This is a genomic window from Sphingomonas sp. NPDC079357 (assembly GCF_044901155.1).
Classification (GTDB): domain Bacteria; phylum Pseudomonadota; class Alphaproteobacteria; order Sphingomonadales; family Sphingomonadaceae; genus Sphingomonas.
Window position 1 is genome coordinate 1,718,227 of sequence record NZ_JBJDOM010000001.1, and the last position, 24,087, is coordinate 1,742,313.

The window sequence follows — 24,087 nt, forward strand, 5'->3', positions numbered from 1 at the left end:
TTCGCGTTATGCCGCTGCCGTGGACTTGGTCCCGCGCTTGGCCAGCAGTTCGCTGGCCCGCTCTCGCGGCTGTCCTTTCGCATCGACATAGGCATAAAGCGTCGACACTGACACGCCGAGCTGGATCGCGACATCGCGCGCGGCATTGTCGCGGTCTGCCATCAACGCCATCGCGGCCTTCAGCTTCTGCTTCGTCATGACCCGTGGCCGACCGCCTGCACGGCCACGCGCCCTGGCCGCGGCCAGCCCCGCCATCGTGCGCTCGTGGATCAGGTCGCGCTCGAACTCGGCAAGAGTCGCGAAGATACCGAACACCAACCGGCCCGTGACGGTCGTCGTGTCGATATCGCCGGTCAGCACCTTCAGGCCGACCCCGCGCTTCTGCAGATCGCCGACCAGTCCGACGACGTGGGGCAGCGACCGTCCAATCCGGTCGAGCTTCCAGACGACGAGGGTGTCGCCATCACGCATGATATCGATTGCCTTGTCGAGCCCCGCCCGTTCGGTCGCGCGACCCGAGCACACGTCGTCGAAGACCCGGTCGCATCCAGCACGATCCAGCGCATCGCGCTGCAGATCGAGATTTTGCTCGCCCGTCGACACCCGCATGTACCCGATCAGCATTGACGTCCGCTCCCTCGTTTATCAATCTATCGAAGGATGGGTTTACCGGCTATAGGTTTTTGGACGGGTATATATGAGATTGAGGCCCATCAAGCAGCCCGCTCGCAAGCGCCAAGCCGCTTCGCATCAAACCGGGGTTTGTTGGAAATCCTGCATCGGCAGTTATCGCCTCATTCTCTGCCGTCCAGCCACGATGCCACATCACTAAAAACGGTCGTCTGTTCACATCAGTCGATGGCGCTGTTTGCGCGGTCGCCGTGGAATGCACTGACCTACGCGACTGATTGCGTTGTTGTGAGACCTGGCGCCTAATCGACCGTTCCTCCGTTCAATATTGTGAGTTGCCATGCTGCCAAGGGTGCTATATATGGCCGCGCATCCGCTGGACCCGGCTCGTACCGGGTGGCTCGGCCCGGCGCCTATCCCCGGGATAACCTTGAAGCACCACGGCGTTCTGCCACTTACAACTGCATACGTTCTCTACTGAGCGTCTGGCCGCTGTTGTGCTGCAGCTATATTCCAGGTTTTCCAATGATAACATTTGCCTCGCTGAAACGCGAATGGCTTGCCAATCCACGTGGCGACATCCTTGCGGGGATCGTCGTCGCGCTTGCGCTCATACCTGAAGCTATCGGCTTCTCGATCATCGCCGGCGTCGATCCGCGCGTCGGTCTTTATGCCTCCTTCTCCATCGCCGTCATCATCTCGCTGGTCGGTGGCCGACCGGGCATGATCTCGGCAGCCACTGCGGCCATCGCAGTCCTGATCCTGCCGCTGGTCCGTGACTATGGCGTCGAATATCTGTTCGCCGCCACGATTCTGATGGGCGTGCTGCAGGCGATCGCCGGCTTCCTGCGCCTCAATCTGCTGATGCAGTATGTGTCGCGCTCGGTGATCACCGGCTTCGTCAACGCGCTCGCTATCCTGATCTTCATGGCCCAGCTGCCGGAACTCACCGGCGTGCCGTTGCTGACCTACATTCTGGTCGCGGCCGGACTGGCTGTGATCTACCTGTTCCCGCGGCTCACCAGGGCTGTCCCGTCGCCGCTGGTGGCCATCGTGCTGCTGACGGTCGTGGCGTTTTATGCCGGCTTTGACGTTCGTACCGTTGGCGACATGGGCGAACTGCCCACGGCTTTCCCCAGCTTCTGGCCTCCCGACGTGCCATTCACGCTCGAGACCCTGAAGATCATCTTTCCCTACTCTTTGACGATGGCGGCCGTTGGCCTGCTTGAATCGATGATGACGGCACAGATCGTTGACGACCTCACCGATACGCCGTCAGACAAGCAGCGCGAGATGAAGGGCCAGGGCATTGCCAACTTCGTCACCGGCTTCTTCGGTGGGATGGGCGGCTGCGCGATGATTGGCCAGTCGGTGATCAACGTGAAGTCAGGTGGCTCCACCCGCCTGTCGACCTTTGTTTCCGGCGTATTCCTGCTGTTCCTGCTACTGGTACTTGGGCCGGTGGTGGCGATCATCCCGATGGCCGCATTGGTCGCCGTCATGATCATGGTGTCGATCGGCACCTTCAGCTGGCGCTCGATCCGCGACATCCGGCATCACCCATGGCAGTCGTCCGTGGTGATGCTCGCCACGGTGCTGATCACCGTGTGGACGCATGACCTGGCACAAGGCGTGTTGGCTGGCGTGATCCTGTCGGGCCTGTTCTTCGCCAGCAAGGTCAAGCGGCTGTTCACGGTCGCAACCGACCTGTCGGCTGATGGTCGCAGTCGGACCTATCGCATCGCCGGACAGGTGTTCTTCGCCTCGTCTGAGCGCTTCGTGGATGCGTTCGACTTCAAGGAAGTGCTTGATCGCGTCGTCATCGACGTCTCGCAAGCACACTTCTGGGACATCTCGGCTGTCGGCACGCTCGACAAGGCGATCCTGAAGTTCCGCCGCGAAGGCATCGAAGTCGAGGTGATTGGCCTGAACGAGGCCAGCGCCTCAATGGTCGATCGTTTCGCCATTCACGACAAGCCCGGCGCCGAAGCAGCGCTCGGCGGTCATTGAGAGGACAAGATGTTGAGTTGCACTGAGAAGTGACCCGGGAGGGTTATAAGTTTTCACTGAGAATTGACCCATGTTTTCCTCGCCCCTGGCTAACAGTCAGGAGGCATCGGAGTGATCGACATGGACTTACTCAGTGTGATCCGCCGCTGGCATTTTCGGCAAGGCATTCCCATTCGCGAGATCAGGCGACGGACTGGATTATCGCGCAACACGATCCGCAAATATCTGCGCGATGACGCGGTGGAGCCGACGTTCAAGGTTCCCAAACGGCCGAGCAAGCTTGATCAGTTTGCCGAAAAATTGACGACGTGGCTGCGGGTGGAATCCGGCAAGTCGCGCAAGCAGAAGCGAACAGCCAAGCAGCTACATGCAGATCTGGTTAAGTTGGGCTTCGAGGGATCCTACGGCCGTGTTGCCGCCTTTGCTCGAGCGTGGAAGGCCGAACGCCAATATGAAAAGCAAACCAGTGGGCGCGGCACATTCGTACCGCTGATCTTCCAGCCCGGTGAGGCCTTTCAGTTCGATTGGAGTGAAGATTACGCCCTTCTGAATGGCCGACCTGTCAAGCTGCAGGTGGCCCATACCAAGCTCTCCCACAGTCGGGCGTTCATTACGCGAGCCTACCTGCTTCAAACCCACGAGATGTTGTTCGATGCGTTGACACAGGCTTTCCGGGTGCTGGGCGGCGTGCCTCAGCGTGGAATATTCGACAATATGAAGACGGCTGTAGACCGGATCGGCCAGGGTAAAGTCCGACAGGTCAATGCGCGGTTCGCTGCCATGGCCAGCCACTACCTGTTCGAGACGGATTTTTGCAATCCGGCCTCAGGCTGGGAGAAAGGCCAGGTCGAGAAAAACGTTCAGGATGCACGTCGACGGTTATGGCAGCCAATGCCCAACTTCCCAGATCTTGACGCCCTCAATGCCTGGTTGGAAGAGCGGTGCATCGCACAATGGGGAGAAATCCAGCATGGCGTCCTGCCCGGCACAGTTGCCGATGTGCACGCCGCTGAGATTATCAGCCTGATGCCGATGGGTCGGGCCTTCGATGGCTTTGTCGAGCATACCAAGCGCGTGTCGCCCACCTGCCTGATCGCGTTCGAGCGCAATCGCTATAGCGTGCCTGCTTCCTTTGCGAACCGGCCAGTGAGCCTGCGGGTCTATCCTGATCGCTTGGTCATCGCGGCCGAGGGGCAAATCTTGTGCGAGCACAACCGGATTATCGACCGCTCTCACCAGAAGCCGGGGCAGACGATCTATGACTGGCGGCACTATCTGGCAGTTGTTCAGCGCAAGCCTGGCGCTTTGCGCAATGGGGCGCCATTCCTGGAAATGCCCGAAGCCTTCCGGCAACTGCAGGGGCATCTGCTCAAGCGGCTTGGTGGTGACAGGGAGATGGCGGAAATCCTCGCCCTTGTTCTACAGCATAACGAGCAGGCTGTGCTCAGCGCAGTCGAACTGGCCCTTGAAGCCGGGGTGCCGACCAAAACCCACATCCTCAATGTTCTGCACCGCCTGATCGATGGCAAGGCTCCACCGGCATCCCCAATCGATGCCCCGCAAGCCCTGCGCCTCGCCCAGGAGCCTGTGGCCGATGTCGAACGCTACGACACGCTGAGGACGTTACGCCATGCGTCATGATCCCGCCAGCGCCGCTGTGGTTGTCATGCTACGCGGCCTCAAAATGTATGGCATGGCGCAAGCCGCCGGCGATCTGATCGAGCAGGGCGCGCCAGCCTTTGACGCTGCCGTTCCGATCCTCTCCCAGCTTCTCAAAGCGGAAATGGCCGAGCGCGAGGTCAGGTCCATTGCTTACCAGATCAAGGCAGCCCGGTTCCCGGCCTACAAGGATCTGGCAGGCTTCGACTTTGCCGTCAGTGAGGTCAACGAGGCGCTCGTGCGTCAACTTCACCGTGGTGACTTTATGGATAGCGCCGACAACGTCGTACTGATCGGCGGACCAGGCACCGGCAAAAGCCACATCGCGACGGCTTTGGGCATCCAGGCGGTTGAGCATCACCGCAAAAAGATCCGCTTCTTCTCTACTGTCGATCTGGTCAATGCGTTGGAGCAGGAAAAGGCCGCAAACAGGGCGGGCCAGTTGGCCGAGCGTCTGTTGCGCCTCGACCTCGTCATCCTTGATGAGCTGGGATATCTACCCTTCAGCCCTTCAGGCGGGGCCATGCTGTTCCATCTGCTCAGCAAACTCTATGAGCGGACCAGCGTTGTTATCACCACCAACCTGAGCTTCAGCGAGTGGTCCAGTATCTTTGGCGATGCCAAAATGACCACCGCCCTGCTGGATCGCCTCACGCATCATTGCCATATCCTTGAAACCGGCAATGACAGCTTCCGCTTCAGAGCCAGTTCCGCCGCCCCAAAATCCAGAAAGGACAAATCACCCGCTTGACCCTGCTCGTCGCAGGCAGCACATCAACCACGCCCACCCGGGTCACTTCTCAATGAAAATCCCGGGTCACTTCTCAGTGCAACTCAACAGGTCTGCGGCTCCTCATCGAACTCATCCGCGAGCTGCGTCCGCTCGGCCTTTGATCGACCACGCGCGCGGGGTGTTTCCCGGTGCGACATCTGTCGCAGCTGGAATGATCCAGAGATGAGAGAAATTCAACGCTCAGTTGCTCGACCTCGTTCGACGGCGTCGGCGAGGAAGGCGGAGAGCTGCTCCACCGGTTTGGTCTGAGCCCGGTAGATGACGTGTCGCCCGCGCTTCTCCGCGGAGATGAGTCCGGCTGCGGTCAGGACCGCATAGTGGGGCGTCATGCCGTTCGGCGACATGCCCACCGCCTTACTGATCTCACCTGCCGTCAACCCTTCGGGAAGACTATCGACCAGTATTTCATACACCCTGAGACGGCTGGCCTGTGCCAGCGCGGACATGATCTGGATCGCCTGCACCTTTTCCACTCCTTACGCAGTACCGCTTCGACCGATGCACGCCAACCGGGCGCGGGCATTCACGTCGCACTAACCATATTACAACGTTTCCTGAACCATTGAACGATGAATTGTATTCAACTATATCATGGCGGCGCGGGTCGTCGCCACCCGCACGATGGAGGCAGAAGGCGACGCGGAGTTTGACCATGCTTGCGACCGTGAACGACGAATTGGCGGCGCCGACCACGACCGACCACGAGGCGCCGATCGTGCAGATCCCCGACCCGCTCGACGACGATGCGCCGAACGACGAACTCGTCCTGACCACGCGCAGGGCGCTGGTCCGGGTCGCATTGCTGGCGAGCGAGACCGGCGCTCGTTTCCAGCGAGAGGCGCTGAACTACGACAGTATGGCCTGGATGCTGTCGCCGCGCACGCTGTTCGATGGCCGGGCGCCCATCGACGCCTGTCAGGACGTCGAGGCCTGCCGCCGCGGCATCGTCCTGCACGGCCTCAGCCTCGGCCTCGACGCCGAGCCGTCGTTCGTGGACGAGCTGCTGGCGGACGATGATGAGAAGCGCGACCGCCGCCACCTCTTCGGACTTCGCCCTTCCCCCGCATCCAACCGCAGCCGTCGCAAGCCGACGCCTCGCGCGCGCATGTACACGGCGACCATCGTTGACACGCGCGACAATCGGATGATGCAGGTGTTCCACGCCAGCATCGCTCGCGACGTCGACGAGGTCCGCGCTCGTCTCGCCAGCCGCTTCGGTGGGGAGGTCGCCGGTCTCGCGGACATCCGTCAGGGCGTGCACGTCGCTTCGCCCCCCGTCATCGCTCTGGTGCCGCAGGCGGTGCTCGAACTGGTCCGGGGAGTCGAGCAGAACTCCGCGGACCCGCACGCCCGTCATTTCGCCGTCGACATCGAGATGGGCATTCGGGCGTGATCAATCGGGGGTGACGGCTTGAGCCGAGGAGGCGCCTGAGGGCGACGCTCCGCACCGCCGCTCACTGGCCCGATCCGACTTCAGGAGACACACATGACCTTGCATGCCGAGGTCGGCCGCATCGCAGCGGCCGGCGACGCGAACGTGCGCGTCCTGCATCCGCTACGCCTGCTCGAAGGCCCGACCGGCGTTGGTGTCGGTCGCGGACTGCACGTGGGCGTCGCGATCGACGTCGAGACCACCGGACTCGACGTGGACACCGGGAAGGTGATCGAACTGGCCATCCGCCGATTCCGCTACGACGCCGATGGCGTGATCACCACCATCGACGAGGCGTTCGAGTGGCGGCAGGACCCGGGAGAGCCGCTCGCCGCCGACATCGCCGCTCTTACCGGCCTCACGGATGCGGACTTGGCCGGACGCGCGATCGACGAGAAGCATGCCACCGAACTTCTCCGCTCCGCCAGCTTCGTGGTGGCGCACAACAGCGCCTTCGACCGCCGTTGGGTAGAGAAGCGTCTGCCCGGTGCCGCCGGGCTGAACTGGTGCTGCTCCATGCGGCAGGTGGACTGGCGCGCCCGGCATTTCGATGGCCGCGTTCTCGGCTATCTTCTGCTGCAGGCCGGCTTCTACCACTGCGGCCATCGCGCGTCGGCGGACGTGGATGCGCTCATCCAGATGCTGCGTCACGAAGACGTCGACGGTCGAACCGCGCTGTCCGAGATGATCCAGACGGGCTCGAAGCCGACGTGGATCGTGCGCGCCCGCGGCGCCCACTTCGACCTCAAGGATCAGCTCAGGGCGCGAGGCTATCGCTGGGATCCAGCGAAGGAACGCAAGGTCTGGTGGTGCGAGGTCGCCGACGACCAGCTCGTCTGCGAGCAGATGTGGCTCGCGGCCAACGTCTACGCGGCCGACGCCCGCCCCCAGAAGATCTGTCCCGAGATCGTCCGCGTAACCCCGCGGACCCGGTTCCTCTGATGCACCCCCAATCGAAGGAGAAGAACGCCATGGCCAGGATGAACACGCCGAAGTCTCGGAAGGCTCGTTCGACCGACGTCGTTGCGACGGCGCAGCCTCTCACCCCCGCGATGGAGAGCCGGATCGCGCCGGCGATCGGCTCGGAACTCGCCCTCGCCCGGCTTCCGGGTGACGGCGGCGAGGTGACCCTGGCGAGCGGCGTGACCCGTATCACCGGCAGGAACTACACGACCGCCACGGGGACGGTGCCCGCCGCCGAGATCTACTTCGTAGAGGGCAGCCAACCGCGCGACGACGGCCCCTGGCTCGGCGAGGCCGACAAGCTCGCCTGGATCGATCCCGCCACCGGGTACGAATGCATCGTGATGCGCGACAATCCTGCGGGCTATCTCAGCGGGTTCGTCGGAGTGCCCGAGTCCCATCCGCTGTTCGGGTGGAACCATGAGGCGATCCCCGCCGACATCGGTATCGAGGTGCACGGCGGTCTGACCTACTCGCGGGTCTGCGACTCCGGTCCGTCGCCGCAGCGTAGCCTAATCAGCGAGGCGAGACGGATCTGCCATGTGGTGGTCGGTCACAACCCTCTTCGGAACGCGACCGAGCACGATGCTGGCACCGGTCACTGGTGGTTCGGCTTCGACTGCAACCACCTGTACGACGTGGTTCCCAACGACGCCCGTGATCGTCGGCGCTTCATGGGGGCGGAGACCGCTGCCGAGTACCGAGACGATGGCTACGTCGTCCGTGAGGTGCTGAATCTCGCGGCGCAGTTGAAGGCGATTGCGAGAGGCGAGGCCGTCCCGCCGCGGGAGGGGCCGCCGCTGCCAGCCATCGGCCTCGATCCGCAGCGGGGTGGCATGTGATGGCGCGGGAAAGGCACGTGCCGGGAGAGCTGCCCTGGGGCTGGTGGCTGCGCGCACGCGACGGAAGGTTCGAGGACGAAGACGGCCGGACCTGGCGCTCGGTCCGCGACGCCTTCTGGCAGGGGGAGCTTCGCTTCTGCGAGGTCCACTTCGCGCAGGAGCAGCACGAGCTCATGCTGCGGGTCATGTCGGCGATCGACGCCCGCGGCCTCGGTGATGGCGAGAGTCGGCATGATCTGTTCGCCGGCGACATGATGTTCTGGCGCTTCTACCGCTGCTGGCTGGCGGCGATCGGCATGCTCGATCTCCAGGTCACCGCCCCCGCGACGTCGAACCCGCTCAGCGCGCGTCTCAGTCCCGAGGGCAGATCGGTCCTGATGATGCTGCGTGCGACCCGCGACCCGGCCTGGGAGGGATTGCCGATGGCGGCCGTCATGGAGGCGGTGACGGCGGCGGGTCCGGGCTCGGAGGCCGCCGATCGGGAGAAGGCTCTGCGCTCCTTCGAAGACGGCGTCGGCTTTCGTCGTCACCTCTTCGCTCGCGAGCGGATCGGCCGGGCGAATCTCGTCACGTTGACCAGCATGGCGAGGGGCAGCGGTGCCAGGATGCCTACCAAGCGCGTGACGTGGTCGATGTCCTTCAACGAAGCAGCGAGCCGCGATGACCTGTTCGCATGGCTCGCGTGCAGGATCGATCGCTGGGACGATTGGGGAGAGATCGCCTTCCGACAGGGGGCGGACAGCCTCACCAGGCACATGCTCGGGATGATCATCGTCGCGCAGAGGGAGGGCACGTTCCAATGACTCCGGCCGATCAGTCTATGGCGACTCGCGAGATCGCCGGAAAGCGCGCGCGCGACGAGGCGCGCATGCTGGACCGTCTCGTCGAGAACATGCGGCTCGCGTCTTTCAGATCATACCTGGCCGTCACCATGGACTCGATGTCGGCGATCGTGCCGGACGTGCTCGCTCTCGCCGGATCGAACGTCCCGGATGCGATGCAACGGCTACGGCCGGGACATCGATGGCCTTCGGTGACCGCTCGCAAGGCGGGACGCGACGATCCCGGCTCCTTGACCGGCCGCCGGATCAAGGCAGGCGCCGTTTGTCCCTGGCGCCCTGAACCGCTGATCGCCGACGCGATCGTCTGCGACGACATCGAAGGACCGTTCGTGGAGGTGAAGGTGTACGGTGCATCGCTCGAGGTGAAGCTTCGGGGCGAGGGTTTCGTCTTCTTCACGCACGGCGGGATGGGCTTCGTCATGCTCGAAAGCCCGCTGCCGGAGACCGTCATCAACTCCTGCGTGGGCCGCCTTTTGCTGGAAGTCGTGGATCATCCACTCTTCCGCAAACGTGACCTGATGATCTCGCAAGCCACGCAGGTAGGGGGAGGATCGTCGCTGGCGTTCGATGTGGGTCGTGCGAGACTCGAGGTGCCTTGGCGACCTTAGTTGATCCGCCATGTGATCCACGTGATTATAAGCGACTCGCTGAGGCCGGCGCAGGCGCCTGAACCACAATTTTTCGATCTCAACGATGCCTCGCCTTCGGCACGACCGAACGGCGAGGCCTTTCCATTAAGGTACGAACCGCTGATCAGCAGCGAGAATGGGAGTTGCCGCGAGATGGCCGCTGTCAGATTCCGACCCGCTCATTTCGCTGGGCCGCTCATCTGCAAGATTGAGCGAGGGATCATGAAAGCTGATAGGAAGCTGGATGCCCGACAAGGACTCGAACCTTGATTGACGGAGTCAGAGTCCGCTCTCTTACCATTAGAGGATCGGGCAACAGCGAGGGAGGCATCTAGAAGCGCCGATGCCCCGTGTCAACGCCTGCCTTGCCCCGCGTATCCCGACTGTGTAGCGTCGAAGCCAAGCACCGGGGGATCGCATGGGTGGTCCTGGTCCGGCAGACGTAAGAAAGTTGACGGCAATGGTGGATTTCCCCGCCCAATTGCCGCGCCGGCAGGCCCCGAGCCTTGCCCGTTCGGCACGACCCCAATCACGCCACGCGCGCGGCGCGCCGCGGCATTATGCCGCGCTGGACCTTGGCACCAACAATTGTCGCCTGCTGATCGCGCGCCCGCAGGGCGACGGCTTTGCGGTGGTCGACGCTTTTTCGCGAATTGTCCGGCTTGGCGAGGGGCTGGCGCATAGCGGCGCGCTGTCCGACGCCGCGATAGAGCGCACGATCGCGGCGCTGCGCGTGTGTGCGGACAAGCTGAAACGCCGCAACGTCACGCTGGCGCGCTCGGTCGCGACTGAGGCATGCCGCCGCGCGAGCAACGGCGCGTCGTTCATCGCGCGCGTGCTGGAGGAGACCGGCATCCACCTCGATATCATTTCCGCCGAGGAAGAGGCGCGGCTGGCGGTGCTCGGCTGCCACGCGCTGCTCGAACCAGGCAGCGGGCCGGCGCTGGTGTTCGACATCGGTGGCGGCTCGACCGAATTGGTGCTGGTCGATGCCGACACCACCGTGCCGCGCGTCCGCGACTGGCACAGCGCGCCATGGGGCGTCGTGTCGCTGACCGAAAGCGCGGGCGGCGGCAACACCGACGAGGAGCGCGCGCGCGCCTACAGAAGGATGCGCACGCTGGTCGCCGAAAGTTTCGCGCCGTTCGCAGCGCGATTGCCGCGCCCGTCGGGTGTACCACGACTGCTCGGCACGTCGGGGACGGTGACGACGCTCGCCAGCGTCCACCTCGGCCTCGAACGCTACGACCGGTCGCAGGTCGACGGGCTGATCGCGCCCGCCGCGGCGATGCGCACGATCAGTCAGGAACTGGCCGGCATGTCATTGGCCGAGCGCGCGAAGCTGCCGTGCATCGGGCGTGAGCGTGCGGATCTGGTTGTCGCGGGCTGCGCGATCCTGGAGGGAATTCTGGACCTGTGGCCCGCCGAGCGGCTGGGGGTCGCCGATCGCGGCATCCGCGAAGGGATCCTCCGCCGGCTGATGGAGACGGGGGCATGAGAGGTGCCGGAGTTGGGCGGCAGCGGGTCAAGACCGCCAAGCGCCGCACCGCGCAATCGACGCGCTGGCTGGAGCGGCAGCTCAACGATCCCTACGTGCGCCGCGCCAAGGCCGAGGGCTATCGCAGCCGCGCCGCGTACAAATTGATCGAACTGGACGAGCGGTTCGGGTTGCTCAAGGGCGTGAAGCGCGTCGTCGATCTCGGGATCGCGCCGGGCGGGTGGAGCCAGGTGGTGCGGCGCGTCTCGCCGGGCGCGGCGATCGTCGGGATCGACCTGCTACCGGTCGATCCGATCGACGGCGTCACGATCTTCGAAATGGACTTCATGGACGATGCCGCGCCCGGCAAGCTGATGGAAGCACTGGGCGGCGCACCCGATCTGGTGATGTCGGACATGGCGGCGAATACCGTCGGGCATCCGCAGACCGATGCGCTGCGCACGATGGCGCTGGTCGAAACCGCGCTGGCGTTCGCGGTCGATGTGTTGCGGCCGGGCGGCACGTTCGTATCGAAGGTGTTCGCGGGCGGCGCGGACTCCTCGCTGGTCGCGGAGATGAAGCGCAATTTCGCGACCGTGAAGCACGCCAAGCCCCCGTCGAGCCGCAAGGGATCGGTCGAATGGTTCGTGGTGGCGCAGGGGTTCAAGGGGCGGGCTGCGGCCTCTGAGGAATAGCGGCGGTCGCCTCCTTCTACCGTCACCCCGGCGAAGGCCGGGGTCCAGTGGCGGGCGCTGCGTTTGAATGAGGGAGCGTCTCCCAACTGGACTCCGGCCTGCGCCGGGGTGGCGGTTATGCGATGGGTAAGGTTAGCTCCCTGACTCCTTATTGAAGATCAGCCCTTCTTCGCTGCGATATACGCGTCCACCTGCTCCTCGAGCACATCGAGCGGGAGCGCGCCCTGCCCCAGCACCGCCTCGTGGAAGCTGCGGATGTCGAACTTCGGCCCCAGCTCCCGCTCGGCCTTGGCGCGTAGCTCGGCGATCTTGAGCTGCCCGACCATGTAGCTGGTCGCCTGCCCCGGCCAGTTGAAGTAGCGATCCACCTCGCGCGAAATGTCGGTGTCGCTGACCGAGCTGTTGGCGCGGAAATAGGCGACCGCCTGTTCGCGCGTCCACTTCTTGGAATGCACGCCGGTATCGACCACCAGCCGGATCGCGCGCCACACCTGATTCGAAAGCATCCCGAACTCGGCATAGGGATCCTTGTACGCGCCCATCTCCTTGGCCAGCCGCTCGCTGTAGAGCCCCCAGCCCTCGACATAGGCGCCATAGCCGCCGAACGCCCGGAACTTGGGAAGGCCCTCCAGCTCCATCGCGCGCGCGATCTGGAAATGGTGCCCGGGTGCCGCCTCGTGCGCGGCGATCGCGTCGAGCTGAATCTTCTGCGTCTGGTTCATGTCGACGAGGTTGACGTAGAAGATCCCTGGCCGCGACCCGTCCGGCGCAGGGCGGTTGTAGAAGGCGGTCGAGGCGGTGCCCTCACGCCATTTCTCGACCGCGCGCACCTCCAGCTTCGCCTTGGGCAACCGCTCGAACCATTGCGGCGCGGCCGCCATCATCTGCGCGACGAAGCTGCGGGCGTCGCCCAGATACGCCTCACGCCCCGCCTCGGTGTTCGGATATTTGAAGCGCGGATCGGTGCGCACCACCTCGAAGAATCGCTCGAGCGTGCCGTTGAAGCCGACGCGAGTCTTCACCGCCTCCATCTCCTTGCGGATCGCGGCGACCTGCCGCAGCCCGAGGTCGTGGATCTGGTCGGCGGTCAGATTGGTGGTCGTCGAATCGCGCAGCCGGACTGCGTAATAGGCCGCGCCCTGCGGCAGCTTCCACGCGCCCCAATTGCCGGTCGATTGCGGCTCCAGCGCGTCGAGCGTGGTGAACATCAGCTCGTAGCCACGCTTCATCGGCCCGGTCATCGCCGCCGCCGCCGCCGCGAACAGGCGCTGCTTCTCCGCGTCGGACGCCTTGAGCGCGGTCACCTTCTTGCGGAAATCGGCCATCAGCGCCGAATCCGCGCCGGCGGTGAACGGCGCGCCGGTCAGCACCTTGCGCGCATCCGCCCGCACCGGCGCATAGGTCATTTTCAGGGGCACGATCCCCATCTTCGCCTGCTCGCGCATCAGCGCGGCGGTCTCGCGCATCACCCGCTCCGAATCGCGGATGCGTGCGACATAGGCGTCGGCATCGGCGACGGTGTCGATGCGGTGATTGTTGATGAGAAACGCCGGCACCTCGCCCATCGGGCTGCCGTTGGTCGACACCGGATAGCGCCACTTGCGGAAGCGGAAGCTGTCGCGCGCGCGCTCGACCTGATCCTCGAACAAACGGTAGCTCAGCTTGCCGCTCGGCCCGAGCTTGGCGGGCGAGAAGCTCGCGCGCATCTCGCGCAGCTGGCGTTCGGCGAGGTCGCGCTCGCGGATCGCGGCGGCATCGGTATTGTCGTCGAGCTTGTCGTAATTGGTCTTGAGCCCGAGACTGGTCTGCGCCTCCGGGCTGAGCGCGACGCGCGCGTCGAAGGCGCGATCGAGGAAAGCGGTCAGCCGCGCATCCTCCGCCGCGGTCGAGGCGACGGGCGCCTGCGCGGCGATCGCGGCGGGGGCGGCGAGCGCGAGGATCAACGCGCGCATCAGTTCGGCCCCTGCCCGCTGGTGGTGGCCGCCGCCGTGGAGGGTGGCACGGGTGGCGCATCGGAGCGCGCCACGGCCAGCGCGCGGTCGTACCACGCCGACAGGTCGCGCTTCATCGCCACGAGGGCGTCGGGATTGAGATAGGTCATGTGCCCCGCCGGATAATAAGTGAAGGAGAGATTCCGCTGCTGTGCGGGTTCGAGCATCATGTGCCCGAGGTCGTTCTCGGTGCCGAAGAATGGCGTCGCCATGTCGTACCAGCCGTTCATCGACAGCACCTGCAGATACGGATTGCCGCGCATCGCCGCCGCCAGATCGACCGCGGTGTTCGGATTGTTCTGCTGCCCGCCGCCACGCAGCGGTGAATCATGCTTCCAGTTCCAGGTCCAGCCCTTCGCGTCGCGCGCCGACAGCCGGTACGGCATGTCGGTCTTGTAGCCGAGCGTGTGGGTCGCATAATCATTGAACGTCGCGATGAACGCGCCGGAGATCGCGTCCGAGGACACGTCACTCTCGGGCCGCTCGCCCGCCGCATCGCTGTCGACGCCGACGTAGCGCGAATCGAAACGCCCGACCGTCTGGCGCGAGCCGCGCAGCAGCTCCTTCTGGAAGCGCGGCAGATCGACACGCAGATTGCTGCGGATCAGGAAGTCCGGCGAAAGTCCTGTCAGTTCGCTCATCCGCCGCGCAACGCTGTCGCGTTCCTCCGCACTGATGTTCTGCCCCTTGGCGAGCGCCGACATATACGGCCCGACCGCGAATTCACGCGCCTGCTGCACCACCGTCGCGACGTCGGCGGGACGGTTGGCGAGCCGGTTGTGATACCAGGCCGTGGCGGCATAGCTGGGCAGATAGTTGAGATAGACCTGATCGAGCCCGGGCTGGCGATAGCCGTAATTCATGATCGAGCTGAGCAGCACAACGCCGTTGAGCGCCATCCCGCGATCCTGCAACTGATAGGCGAGCGCCCCCGAACGCAGCGTGCCGTAGCTTTCGCCGAAGATGAACTTGGGCGAGTTCCAGCGCCCGAACTTGGTGGAATAGCGCAGGATCGCTTTGGCGAAAGTGTCGGCATCTTCGTCGGTGCCGTAGAAGTCGGACGGCTTGGCGTCGCCCAGCGGGCGCGAATAGCCGGCGCCGATCGCATCGAGGAACACCATGTCGGTCTTGTCGAGCAAGGTGTACGGGTTCGGGCCGAAGTCATACGGTGCGGGGCGGATGAACTCGGGGCTGCCGGTCTGGAGCCGCACCGGCGCGAACGAGCCCATGTGCAGCCAGAAGGTCGGGCTGCCCGGCCCGCCGTTGTAGAAATAGGTGATCGGCCGCTTCGTGCCCGGTTTGGTCCCGTCGAGCGTATAGGCGGTGTAGAACATCGACGCGGTCGGCTTGCCCTCGATGTCGCGGATCGTCAGCGTCCCGGCGGTGGCGGTATAGCCGAGCCGCTTGCCCGTGACCGTCACCGCGCCTTTGGAGCGTTCCTCGCGTTCCTCGACCGGCGCATTGGCGGTGGCGGCCTCGGCCTCTTCCTTCTGCACCTCGGCGTTGCTTTTCGCCGGCCGCTTGTCCTTGTCCTGCGCCAGCGCCGGCATCGTCGCGGCGGCGAGCAGGAGGGCGGCGTATCCGAAGCGCATCAGGCGTTCCCCTTATAGGTCAGGGATGCTGGTGTAATCGTCGCAACGGAAACGATGCAAGGCGTTGTCGCAATTAGGTCATCTTTGCCTCACCCCGTCATTCCCGCGCAGGCGAGAATCCAGACGCGCAGGTCCTTGCAGGTGTAGAAATGTCAGAGGTTCTGGATTCCCGCCTGCACGGGAATGACGAGAAGAGTCAATCGTCCTCATCCTCGAACCCGACCAGCGCCAGCGCGCGCGCTTTGATCTGGCGGGTCATACACCAGTGCACCAGCGCCTCCTCGCGGCCGTGCGTCACCCATACCTCGCGCGGCGAAATCTCGCTCAGCGTCTCGGTGAGTTCGTCCCAATCCGCGTGGTCGGAGAGGATCAGCGGCAGCTCGACATTCTTCTGCCGCGCGCGCTGCCGCACCCGCATCCAGCCGCTCGCCATTGCGGTGATCGGGTCCGGCAGCCGCCGCGACCAGCGGTCGTTGAGCGCCGAGGGTGGGCACATCACGATATGCCCCGCCATCTCCGCCTTTGCGACACCGGTCGCCGGACGCAACTCGCCGAGTGCCACGCCATGCGCCGCATACAGGTCACAAAGCCGCTGAAGCGCACCGTGAATGTAGATCGGCGCGCTGTGCCCGCGGACCCGCAGCTCGGCGATCACGCGTTGCGCCTTGCCAAGCGCATAGGCGCCGACGACGATACAACGCTCCGGGTTGGCGTGGAGCCGCGCGATCAATTTGTCGATCTCGTCGCCGGTATCGGGATGGCGGAACACCGGCAGCCCGAAGGTCGCTTCGGTGATGAACACGTCGCATTTGACCGGCTCGAACGGGGTACAGGTCGGGTCCGAGCGGCGCTTGTAGTCGCCCGATGCCACCACCCGCTCGCCGCGATGATCGAGCACGATCTGCGCCGAGCCGAGCACATGCCCGGCCGGAACGAAGCCGATCTCGACCTCCCCGAGCCGGATGCTCTCGCCATAGGCGACCGGGCGCCCAACCTGTTCGCCATAACGCGCGTCCATGATCGCGAGCGTCTCGGGCGTCGCCCAGACTTCGCCATGTCCGCCGCGCGCGTGATCGGCGTGTCCGTGTGTGACGAGCGCGCGCGCGACCGGGATCGACGGGTCGACCCACGCATCGGCGGGGCGCACGTATAGCCCGTGCGGATGCGGTTCGAGCCAGTCGCCGAGCGTTGCCATGCCGCACCAACCGCGCGCGCGGATCGAAGTTCATCGGCGCGTCGTTGACAAGCAGACAGTTGGGAGAGAGCCGATGGCTGGCGACGGTTTGTGGAGCTTCGTGGTGATCGCCGGGCCGATCATCCTGGTGGCGGCCTTGTTGTTCGCGATTCTGCGCAACCGCGGGCGGACGCCGCGCGAGGAAGCGCGGACGGAGCAGGCGACGCGTGAGCTGTACAAGCAGCAATCTGCTGAGGATCGCACGCGGACGCCGTAGGCCGTAGGCTGTTCCGTCAGTCCTCACCTTCCTTTCGTCATTCCCGCGAACGCGGGAAACCAGAACCTCCGGCGTAGCGACTCTTACGTTGCCCCGCGCGTCTGGATTCCCGCCTTCGCGAGGATGACGGAGGGAAAAAGGTCAGAATCAGGTGGGAATGACGAAGTGATGGGGCACGCAGTTGCCCCTCCCGCCGCACCACCTACATCCCTGACATGCCTGCCCGGACACCTGATTGACCGCCCTTCCCGCCGTCCTCAACGACTGGTTCGCGCGACGTGGCTGGCAGCCGCGCCGGCACCAGCTGGCAATGCTGGACGAGGCGCGCGCCGGGCATCATGCGCTACTGATCGCCGCCACCGGTGCCGGCAAGACGCTGGCCGGGTTCCTGCCGACGCTGGCCGAGCTGATCGACACGCCGGTCGACGGGCTGCACACGCTCTACGTCTCCCCGCTCAAGGCGCTGGCGGTCGATATCCAGCGCAACCTGCTTGCGCCGATCGAGGAAATGGGGCTCGACCTGCGCGTCGAGACCCGCACCGGCGACACGCCGTCCGATCGCAAGGCGCGGCAGCGCGTCAAGCCGCCGCAGATCCTGCTGACCACCCCCGAATCGCTATCGCTGCTGCTTAGCTATCCCGACAGTTTCACGATGTTCGCCGGGCTGCGGACGATCGTTGTTGACGAAGTTCACGCCTTTGCCACCGGAAAGCGTGGCGACCTGCTCAACCTGTGCATGGCGCGGCTCCAGACGATCGCGCCCGATCTGCGCCGCGTCGCGCTGTCCGCGACCGTGGCCGACCCGGACGGCTATCGCGCATGGCTCGCCCCCGACGGCGATATCGACCGCGTCGCGCTGGTGCATGGCGACACCGGAGTCGATCCCGACATTGCGATCCTGTTGCCCGAGGGCCGCGTGCCATGGGCGGGCCATTCTGGACGCTATGCCGCCGAACAGGTGATGGCCGAGATCGAGACGCACAAGACCTCGATCGTCTTCTGCAACACTCGGAGCCTCGCCGAGCTGATCTTCCAGGATCTATGGAAGGCCAATGCGATGCAGCTGCCGATCGGCATCCATCACGGCAGTCTCGAAAAGGAAGCGCGCCGCAAGGTCGAGAATGCGATGGCGGACGGGCGGTTGCGCGCCCTGGTGGCGACCGCCAGCCTCGACCTTGGGGTCGACTGGGGCGATGTCGATTGCGTGATTCAGATGGGCGCGCCCAAGGGCTCGTCGCGGCTGCTCCAGCGGATCGGGCGCTCCAACCACCGGCTTGATCAGGCGAGCGAGGCGATCCTCGTTCCCGGCAACCGTTTCGAATATCTGGAGGCGCGTGCCGCGCTCGACGCGGTCGAGGCGGGCGAGCTGGACACCGACGTATTCCGGATGGGCGCGCTCGACGTGCTGGCGCAGCATGTCATGGCCTGCGCCTGCGCCGCGCCGTTCGATCAGGCGGCGATGCTGGACGAACTGCGGTCGGCCCTGCCCTATTCGGCGCTGACCGACGAATTGTTCGACCGTGTGCTCGGGTTCATCCGCGACGGCGGCTATTCGCTGCGCGCCTATGACCGGTTCAAGCGGCTAACGCAGGATGCCGATGGCCGCTGGCGGGTGAGCCATCCGAAATTCATCGCGCAGCACCGGCTCAACGCCGGTATCATCGTCGAGGCGACGATGCTTAAGGTCCGGTTCCGCAACGGCCGCGCGCTCGGCAAGGTCGAGGAAGGGTTCGCCGCAACGCTGAGCCACGGCGACACCTTCTTCTTCGCCGGGCTGAGCCTCGAGGTCGAGAAGATCGACACCGAAGATCTGATCGTTCGCGCCACCAGCCGCCCGGCGCGGATCCCGACCTATGGCGGCAGCCGGATGCCGCTCTCGACCAACCTCGCCAATCGCGTCCGGCGCTTCCTCGACACCCCGGCCGAATGGCACCGCTTCCCCGACGATGTGCGCGAATGGCTGGAGATCCAGCAGCGCCGCTCGACGCTGCCGCATCCCGATCAGTTGCTGGTCGAGACCTTCCCGCGCGAGGGCCGGCATTACATGGTGGCGTACAGCTTCGAGGGCTGGAACGCGCACCAGTCGCTCGGCATGCTGGTGACGAAGCGGATGGAGACGCTGGGGCTCAAGCCGCTCGGCTTCGTCGCCAACGATTATGCGATCGCCTGTTACGGGCTGGAGAAGGTCACCGATCCTGCCGCGCTGTTCAGCGCCGACATCCTCGAACATGAATTCGTCGAATGGGTCGAGCGCTCGCACCTGCTCAAGCGCGCGTTCCGCGAGGTGGCGGTGATCGGCGGGCTGGTCGAGCGCCAGCACCCCGGCAAGCGCAAGACCGGGCGGCAGGTGACCTTTTCGACTGACCTGATCTACGACGTGCTGCGCCAGTACGAGCCCGGCCATATCCTGCTCCAGGCGGCATGGGCCGATGCGCGCGCGCGGATGACCGATGTCGGGCGGCTCGCCGATCTGCTCGACCGCGCTGCGGACACGATGGTGCATGTCGATTTGCCACGCGTCACCCCGCTGGCGGTGCCGGTGCTGACGCTGATCGGGCGCGAGAAGGTCGCGACCGGTAGCGCCGACGACGCCTTGCTGATCGAGGCCGAAGCGCTCGCCGCCGAGGCAATGCGCGTGGATTGATCGCGCGACCCGCGAGGCGTAGCGTGAGCCATGGAGAGGATCGTCGCGTTGTTGCTGGCCTGCGTCGTGTTGCCGGCGGCTGCACAGGATACGACGCAACAGGTACCACCGACTGCGCCGGTCGGTGATGATCTTGCCTTTCTGGATCAGGAAGATCGGATGACCGTGCCGGTGCGGATCGACGCCGCCGGCCCGTTTCCGTTCATCGTCGACTCCGGAGCGCAACGCAGTGTCATCTCGCGCCAGCTCGCCACCCGGCTTGCGCTGCCGCCCGGCCCGACCGTGCGGATGACGACAATTACCGGCACTAGCAGCGTCAACACGGTCGTCATCCCGTCGCTGTCGGTCAGCACATTGGGCGCCCGACGGGTCGAGGCGCCGGCGCTCGACGCGAAGGACATGGGGTCGCTGGGCATCCTCGGCATCGATGCGATGCAGGATCACGCGCTGACGATCGACTTCGACCAGCAACGGATGATCGTGACACCCGCGGTGGGGGTGAAGCCACCGCGCCCCGAACCCGGCGAGATCGTCGTGCGGGCCAAAAGCCTGTTCGGGCAACTGGTCGTCACGAACGCCACTGTCGCCGGGCGGCGGGTGCGCGTGGTGCTGGATACCGGGACCAGCGTCAGTATCGGCAATCTGGCGTTGCGACGCCTGCTGACGCGACGAGGCGGCGGCATGCCGATCGTCTTCACCAGTGTCACAGGTGACAGCATCACCACCGATTATGCCGCAGTGCCGATGCTGACGCTGGGCAGCGCCACGATCCGATCGCTGCCGGTCGGCTTTGCCGACGCGCGGCCGTTCGCGGCGTTCGGGCTGGAGGATAAGCCCGCGTTGCTGCTCGGCATGGACGTGCTGCGGCTGTTCCGGCGTGTGCATATCGACTTCGCACGGCGCGAGTTGCGGCTGTTGTTACCCCGCGATGCTGGGCGTGCGCGCGTGTTGTAACCTGTTGCACCCCCGCCGCTTCGCTGCGACGATCGCCGCAATGGCATAGGGGAATGTGGATGCGTAACGCAGCGATCGCGGCTGGCGTGATGACGATGCTGGCAACGGGCGTCACAGCGCAGACGCGCCCAGATCAGAAAGCGTTCTTCAGTCTTTACAAGGAGATGGTCGAAACCAACACGGTCGTGAACGTCGGCAGCTGCACGCAGGCGGCGGCGCAGGTCGGTGCGCGCCTGAAGGCGGCGGGCTTTGCCGATGCGGACATTACCAGCTTCTCGGTTCCCGAACATCCGAATGACGGCGGGATCGTCGCGATATTGAAGGGCAGCGACTCCGTCGCCAAGCCGATCCTGTTGCTCGGTCATCTGGACGTCGTCGCCGCCAAGCGCGAGGACTGGCAGCGCGATCCGTTCAAGCTGGTCGAGGAAAAAGGCTATTATTACGCGCGCGGTGCGGTCGACGACAAGGCGATGTCGGCGATCTGGGCCGATGCGATGATCCGCTTCCGCCAGCAGAATTACCGCCCAAAGCGAACGATCAAGCTGGCGCTGACCTGCGGAGAGGAGACGACGTTTGCCTTCAACGGTGCCGAGTGGCTGGCGCAGAACCGGCCCGAACTGATCGCCGCCGAATTCGCGCTCAACGAGGGTGGCGGCGGGCGGCTGGACGCGGCAGGCAAGCGGCAGCTGCTCGCGGTGCAGGTCGGCGAGAAGGCCGCACAGAATTACACGTTCGTTACCACCAACCCCGGCGGCCACAGCTCCGCCCCCACGCCCGACAACGCGATCTACGAGCTGGCCGACGCGATCAAGGCGGTGCAGGGCTATGAGTTTCCGGTCCATTTCACCGATACGACCCGCGCCTATTTCACCGCCACCGCTGAACGCGCCGACAGCGAACAGGCCGGGGCGATTCGCCGACTGCTTGCCGAGCCGACCGACAAGGCCGCTGACGCGATCGTCAGCCGCGACAAGGTGCTCCACTCGACGCTGCGCACCACCTGCGTCGCGACCTTGCTCAACGCCGGCCACGCCGAGAACGCGTTGCCGCAGCGCGCGACGGCCAACGTCAATTGCCGGATCTTTCCCGGCGAGACGGTCGATAATACCCTAGCGACGCTGAAGCGGCTCGCTGGTGAGAAGGTGACGATTACCGCCAACCAACCGGTGCGCCCTACCGCGATCCCGCCGACGCTCGACCCTAAGGTGATCGAACCGATGAAGCGCGTAGCGGCAAAGCATTTCCCGAATTTGCCGCTGCTGCCGATGATGTCGACCGGCGCGACAGACGGCGTGTTTCTGGAGGCGATCGGAATTCCAGTCTACGGCGTGCCCGGCACCTTCGTCGATCCGCAGACGAGTGGCGTTCACGGCCTGAACGAACGGATCCGCGTCGACTCCTTGTATGACGCGCGCGATTACATGTTCGATCTGGTGAAGGCGTATGCCGGCTAAATGGTTGATCGGCATCGCCGGCTAAGGCATGGCGAGCGGCATGGTTCCCGTTCCGTTCGCTGAACTCCGCTTTGGCGGTCACGTCTGGCACGTGCTGCCCGAGGGTGCGTTGTTCTGGCCAGCGCGGCGCGCGTTACTGGTGGCCGATCTGCACTTTGAGAAGGCAAGCTGGTATGCGCGCGGCGGGCAGATGTTGCCGCCTTATGATTCGATCGCGACGCTGTCGGCCTTGTCGGCGATTGTCGACTCCACCGGCGCGCGGGAGGTGTGGTGTCTCGGCGACAGCTTCCATGACATCGGCGGCTGCGATCGCTTGCCGGACCTCGCCCGCGCAGCGCTTTCGGCTTTGACCGCAACGACAAACTGGACATGGATCACCGGCAACCATGACCGCGTCTTTGTCGATCGCTGCGGCGGCGCGGTATGTGACGAGGCGCTGATCGATGGCGTGATGCTGCGTCACGAGGCTGATCCACGTGAAACATTACCTGAGTTATCCGGCCACTACCATCCGAAGCTACGGGTGAGGGTTCGTGGCAAGCTGGTAGCACGGCGGTGTTTTGTGGCGACCGCCACCAAGCTAATATTTCCCGCTTTCGGGGCGCTTACCGGCGGGCTCGACGTCACGCATCCGGAAATCGCACGCGCTACGGGCGCAGGTGCCGAGGCGCTGATTGCCCTTTCTGACCGGTTGCTGCGCTTCCCAGTCGCGGCCTGACGGATCGCGTCAGGCCAGCGTCCCCAGCAGCAATTTGGGGAGATCGCCGCTTTCGCCACGCGCCTCGGCCATGAAACGGTCCTTGAGCTGCGGCAGCCGATCAACCGCCGAGATGCCGAACCGTCGTATCGCACTTGCTGCCTTGCCGGGGACACCGAACAAACGCGTCAGCGTGTCGGTGGCGGCGGCGACCATGAACGTGTCGAGGCTCCGCCACCGTTCATAGCGCTTGAGCAATTGTGCATCACCTGCGTCCAGCCCGAGCCGCCGACCCTCCACCAATACCTCGACCAACGTGGCCACGTCGCGGTAGCCGAGATTCACCCCCTGCCCCGCGATCGGATGGATGCCGTGTGCCGCGTCGCCGACCAACACCAGCCGCGTATCGGTAATCCGCGCCGCATGGTGGAAGCCGAGCGGGTAGCTGGAGCGGGCCGCCGCCTGCGATAGCCTGCCCAAAAACCCCCCCATGCGCTTTTCCGCTTCCGAGAGAAAGGCGCGGTCGCCTAGCTTGAGCATCCCGGCGGCGTGATCGCCAGCCACCGTCCACACGATCGCCGATCGGTGTCCACTTTCGTCGTCGGGCAGCGGCAGCAGCGCGAACGGCCCTGCCGAGTAGAAGATCTCATACGCAATGTTCTCATGGCTGCGCTGATGGTGAAACGCGCCGATGATCGCAGCGTGATCATATTGCCAGCGCGCGACGTTGATCCCCGCAGCCGCGCGCGTCGGGGATTGTCGCCCTTCGGCAGCGACGAGCAAGTCCGCCGATACCGTCACCCCCGACGACAACATCGCGCGCACACCGTCCGCGCTGCGTTCAACCGACGTCGCGCGAGTCTGCATTCGCAGGTCGACGCGCTCCGCCGCGACTGCCGCGTCATTGAGTGCACGACGCAGCAGACGATTTTCGTACATTGTTCCCAAGGCTGCGTCGTCGACGGCCGGGATGAAGTCGAGCTTGCCCGGTGCCAGCCCGTCGCTGACCCGGATCTGGCGGATTTCGCAGCCCTTGCCGCGCAAGGCCTCCCCCACACCGATCGCGTCGAGCATCTTGTGGCTGGCGCTCGCCACCGCCGAGGCACGACCGTCGAAGGTACTTCCCAGCGTCACCGCCGGGTCGGCGGGATCCACGACGATTGACGACAGCCCATGACGATCGAGCGCGACAGCAAGCGCGCTGCCGACCAGCCCGCCGCCAAGGATGAGCACATCTGCCCGGGCATCTGCTTTGTCCATGACTCTGCCCTATCCTCCCGCACGCGCGATGCCAACGCCCGCCACCATCTTGACGTACAACGCGCGGGGGCG

At 64.9% G+C, this 24,087-nt stretch carries 21 protein-coding genes, 1 tRNA gene and 1 other annotated feature; of the genes, 15 read left to right on the plus strand and 7 right to left on the minus strand.

Annotated features, from left to right (window positions below; translation table 11 throughout):
- Positions 1-6: 6 nt before the first annotated feature.
- A complete protein-coding gene (locus tag ACI2JO_RS08015; RefSeq protein WP_188084618.1) occupies positions 7-624 on the minus strand; it encodes a recombinase family protein in 618 nt (205 codons plus the stop codon).
- 381 nt (positions 625-1,005) lie between these two features.
- Positions 1,006-1,060, plus strand: a sequence feature (sul1 is cis-regulatory element that is thought to sense ions involved in sulfur or methionine metabolism; They are found in Alphaproteobacteria).
- Between the two features lie 95 nt (positions 1,061-1,155).
- Here ACI2JO_RS08015 and ACI2JO_RS08020 point away from each other — a divergent pair.
- From ACI2JO_RS08020 to istB, 3 genes are all read left to right on the plus strand, one after another.
- A complete protein-coding gene (locus tag ACI2JO_RS08020) occupies positions 1,156-2,640 on the plus strand; it encodes a SulP family inorganic anion transporter (RefSeq protein WP_188084622.1) in 1,485 nt (494 codons plus the stop codon).
- Between the two features lie 120 nt (positions 2,641-2,760).
- Entirely contained in the window at positions 2,761-4,281 is a 1,521-nt protein-coding gene (gene istA, locus ACI2JO_RS08025) for an IS21-like element ISRsp3 family transposase (protein WP_404720355.1), read from the plus strand.
- Positions 4,271-5,050: an IS21-like element ISRsp3 family helper ATPase IstB gene (gene istB / locus ACI2JO_RS08030; protein ID WP_279729000.1), complete on the plus strand. Its 780-nt coding sequence runs from the start codon at positions 4,271-4,273 to the stop codon at positions 5,048-5,050. Before istA ends, istB begins: the two co-directional genes overlap by 11 nt.
- Positions 5,051-5,265: 215 nt before the next feature.
- Here istB and ACI2JO_RS08035 read toward each other — a convergent pair whose 3' ends face one another.
- Positions 5,266-5,556 (minus strand): ArsR/SmtB family transcription factor, encoded by a 291-nt coding sequence (locus tag ACI2JO_RS08035; RefSeq protein ID WP_404720127.1) that lies wholly within the window; start codon positions 5,554-5,556, stop codon positions 5,266-5,268.
- Between the two features lie 188 nt (positions 5,557-5,744).
- Here ACI2JO_RS08035 and ACI2JO_RS08040 point away from each other — a divergent pair, with 188 nt between their 5' ends.
- From ACI2JO_RS08040 to ACI2JO_RS08060, 5 genes are all read left to right on the plus strand, one after another.
- Complete coding sequence (locus ACI2JO_RS08040; RefSeq protein ID WP_404720128.1) at positions 5,745-6,485, plus strand: hypothetical protein; 741 nt, start codon at positions 5,745-5,747, stop codon at positions 6,483-6,485.
- A gap of 93 nt (positions 6,486-6,578) precedes the next feature.
- Entirely contained in the window at positions 6,579-7,466 is an 888-nt protein-coding gene (locus ACI2JO_RS08045) for a 3'-5' exonuclease (RefSeq protein WP_404720129.1), read from the plus strand.
- Between the two features lie 29 nt (positions 7,467-7,495).
- A complete protein-coding gene (locus tag ACI2JO_RS08050) occupies positions 7,496-8,329 on the plus strand; it encodes a hypothetical protein (protein ID WP_404720130.1) in 834 nt (277 codons plus the stop codon).
- 17 nt (positions 8,330-8,346) lie between these two features.
- Positions 8,347-9,132 (plus strand): hypothetical protein, encoded by a 786-nt coding sequence (locus tag ACI2JO_RS08055; protein ID WP_404720131.1) that lies wholly within the window; start codon positions 8,347-8,349, stop codon positions 9,130-9,132.
- 17 nt (positions 9,133-9,149) lie between these two features.
- Positions 9,150-9,779, plus strand: a complete 630-nt coding sequence (locus tag ACI2JO_RS08060) for a hypothetical protein (protein ID WP_404720132.1) — start codon at positions 9,150-9,152, stop codon at positions 9,777-9,779.
- 262 nt (positions 9,780-10,041) lie between these two features.
- On the opposite strand, the gene ACI2JO_RS08065 is transcribed toward ACI2JO_RS08060, so the two are convergent.
- Positions 10,042-10,115: transfer RNA gene (locus ACI2JO_RS08065), tRNA-Gln, on the minus strand.
- 145 nt (positions 10,116-10,260) lie between these two features.
- Between ACI2JO_RS08065 and ACI2JO_RS08070 the strand changes: the two genes are divergently transcribed.
- Both ACI2JO_RS08070 and ACI2JO_RS08075 read left to right on the plus strand, forming a co-directional pair.
- On the plus strand, positions 10,261-11,298 hold the full coding sequence (locus tag ACI2JO_RS08070) for a Ppx/GppA phosphatase family protein (protein WP_404720133.1): 1,038 nt from the start codon (positions 10,261-10,263) through the stop codon (positions 11,296-11,298).
- Positions 11,295-11,972, plus strand: a complete 678-nt coding sequence (locus tag ACI2JO_RS08075; RefSeq protein WP_404720134.1) for an RlmE family RNA methyltransferase — start codon at positions 11,295-11,297, stop codon at positions 11,970-11,972. The genes ACI2JO_RS08070 and ACI2JO_RS08075 overlap by 4 nt, the downstream gene beginning before the upstream one ends.
- A 158-nt stretch (positions 11,973-12,130) precedes the next feature.
- Here ACI2JO_RS08075 and ACI2JO_RS08080 read toward each other — a convergent pair whose 3' ends face one another.
- The 3 genes from ACI2JO_RS08080 to ACI2JO_RS08090 form a co-directional block, all read right to left on the minus strand.
- Complete coding sequence (locus ACI2JO_RS08080; protein ID WP_404720135.1) at positions 12,131-13,924, minus strand: DUF885 domain-containing protein; 1,794 nt, start codon at positions 13,922-13,924, stop codon at positions 12,131-12,133.
- Complete coding sequence (locus ACI2JO_RS08085; protein WP_404720136.1) at positions 13,924-15,555, minus strand: S10 family peptidase; 1,632 nt, start codon at positions 15,553-15,555, stop codon at positions 13,924-13,926. The genes ACI2JO_RS08080 and ACI2JO_RS08085 overlap by 1 nt, the downstream gene beginning before the upstream one ends.
- Positions 15,556-15,751: 196 nt before the next feature.
- Entirely contained in the window at positions 15,752-16,750 is a 999-nt protein-coding gene (locus ACI2JO_RS08090) for a ligase-associated DNA damage response exonuclease (RefSeq protein ID WP_404720137.1), read from the minus strand.
- A 73-nt stretch (positions 16,751-16,823) separates the two neighbouring features.
- Between ACI2JO_RS08090 and ACI2JO_RS08095 the strand changes: the two genes are divergently transcribed.
- The 5 genes from ACI2JO_RS08095 (at position 16,824) to pdeM (ending at position 22,776) form a co-directional block, all read left to right on the plus strand.
- The gene (locus tag ACI2JO_RS08095) at positions 16,824-17,006 is read left to right on the plus strand and encodes a hypothetical protein (RefSeq protein ID WP_184505351.1); all 183 of its coding nucleotides are present in this window, start codon (positions 16,824-16,826) and stop codon (positions 17,004-17,006) included.
- Positions 17,007-17,241: 235 nt separating this feature from the next.
- Positions 17,242-19,650, plus strand: coding sequence for a ligase-associated DNA damage response DEXH box helicase (locus tag ACI2JO_RS08100; RefSeq protein WP_404720138.1), 2,409 nt, complete (start codon positions 17,242-17,244; stop codon positions 19,648-19,650).
- A 30-nt stretch (positions 19,651-19,680) separates the two neighbouring features.
- Positions 19,681-20,604, plus strand: coding sequence for an aspartyl protease family protein (locus ACI2JO_RS08105; protein ID WP_404720139.1), 924 nt, complete (start codon positions 19,681-19,683; stop codon positions 20,602-20,604).
- A gap of 53 nt (positions 20,605-20,657) precedes the next feature.
- Positions 20,658-22,058 carry a M20/M25/M40 family metallo-hydrolase gene (locus ACI2JO_RS08110; protein ID WP_404720140.1) on the plus strand — a complete coding sequence of 467 codons (1,401 nt, stop codon included), beginning with the start codon at positions 20,658-20,660 and terminating at the stop codon, positions 22,056-22,058.
- A gap of 40 nt (positions 22,059-22,098) precedes the next feature.
- Positions 22,099-22,776 carry a ligase-associated DNA damage response endonuclease PdeM gene (gene pdeM / locus ACI2JO_RS08115; protein ID WP_404720356.1) on the plus strand — a complete coding sequence of 226 codons (678 nt, stop codon included), beginning with the start codon at positions 22,099-22,101 and terminating at the stop codon, positions 22,774-22,776.
- A 9-nt stretch (positions 22,777-22,785) separates the two neighbouring features.
- Here the strand turns inward: pdeM and ACI2JO_RS08120 are convergent, their stop codons facing one another.
- Positions 22,786-24,015, minus strand: coding sequence for a UbiH/UbiF/VisC/COQ6 family ubiquinone biosynthesis hydroxylase (locus ACI2JO_RS08120; RefSeq protein WP_404720141.1), 1,230 nt, complete (start codon positions 24,013-24,015; stop codon positions 22,786-22,788).
- Positions 24,016-24,087: the final 72 nt, after the last annotated feature.

Bases quoted from the DNA above. Each gene is read 5' to 3' on its own strand.
- ACI2JO_RS08015 (WP_188084618.1), bottom strand. From the start codon at position 624: ATGCTGATCGGGTACATGCGGGTGTCGACGGGCGAGCAAAATCTCGAT.
- ACI2JO_RS08020 (WP_188084622.1), top strand. From the start codon at position 1,156: ATGATAACATTTGCCTCGCTGAAACGCGAATGGCTTGCCAATCCACGT.
- istA (WP_404720355.1), top strand. From the start codon at position 2,761: ATGGACTTACTCAGTGTGATCCGCCGCTGGCATTTTCGGCAAGGCATT.
- istB (WP_279729000.1), top strand. From the start codon at position 4,271: ATGCGTCATGATCCCGCCAGCGCCGCTGTGGTTGTCATGCTACGCGGC.
- ACI2JO_RS08040 (WP_404720128.1), top strand. From the start codon at position 5,745: ATGCTTGCGACCGTGAACGACGAATTGGCGGCGCCGACCACGACCGAC.
- ACI2JO_RS08045 (WP_404720129.1), top strand. From the start codon at position 6,579: ATGACCTTGCATGCCGAGGTCGGCCGCATCGCAGCGGCCGGCGACGCG.
- ACI2JO_RS08050 (WP_404720130.1), top strand. From the start codon at position 7,496: ATGGCCAGGATGAACACGCCGAAGTCTCGGAAGGCTCGTTCGACCGAC.
- ACI2JO_RS08060 (WP_404720132.1), top strand. From the start codon at position 9,150: ATGGCGACTCGCGAGATCGCCGGAAAGCGCGCGCGCGACGAGGCGCGC.
- ACI2JO_RS08070 (WP_404720133.1), top strand. From the start codon at position 10,261: ATGGTGGATTTCCCCGCCCAATTGCCGCGCCGGCAGGCCCCGAGCCTT.
- ACI2JO_RS08075 (WP_404720134.1), top strand. From the start codon at position 11,295: ATGAGAGGTGCCGGAGTTGGGCGGCAGCGGGTCAAGACCGCCAAGCGC.
- ACI2JO_RS08080 (WP_404720135.1), bottom strand. From the start codon at position 13,924: ATGCGCGCGTTGATCCTCGCGCTCGCCGCCCCCGCCGCGATCGCCGCG.
- ACI2JO_RS08085 (WP_404720136.1), bottom strand. From the start codon at position 15,555: ATGCGCTTCGGATACGCCGCCCTCCTGCTCGCCGCCGCGACGATGCCG.
- ACI2JO_RS08090 (WP_404720137.1), bottom strand. From the start codon at position 16,750: ATGGCAACGCTCGGCGACTGGCTCGAACCGCATCCGCACGGGCTATAC.
- ACI2JO_RS08095 (WP_184505351.1), top strand. From the start codon at position 16,824: ATGGCTGGCGACGGTTTGTGGAGCTTCGTGGTGATCGCCGGGCCGATC.
- ACI2JO_RS08105 (WP_404720139.1), top strand. From the start codon at position 19,681: ATGGAGAGGATCGTCGCGTTGTTGCTGGCCTGCGTCGTGTTGCCGGCG.
- ACI2JO_RS08110 (WP_404720140.1), top strand. From the start codon at position 20,658: ATGTGGATGCGTAACGCAGCGATCGCGGCTGGCGTGATGACGATGCTG.
- pdeM (WP_404720356.1), top strand. From the start codon at position 22,099: ATGGTTCCCGTTCCGTTCGCTGAACTCCGCTTTGGCGGTCACGTCTGG.
- ACI2JO_RS08120 (WP_404720141.1), bottom strand. From the start codon at position 24,015: ATGGACAAAGCAGATGCCCGGGCAGATGTGCTCATCCTTGGCGGCGGG.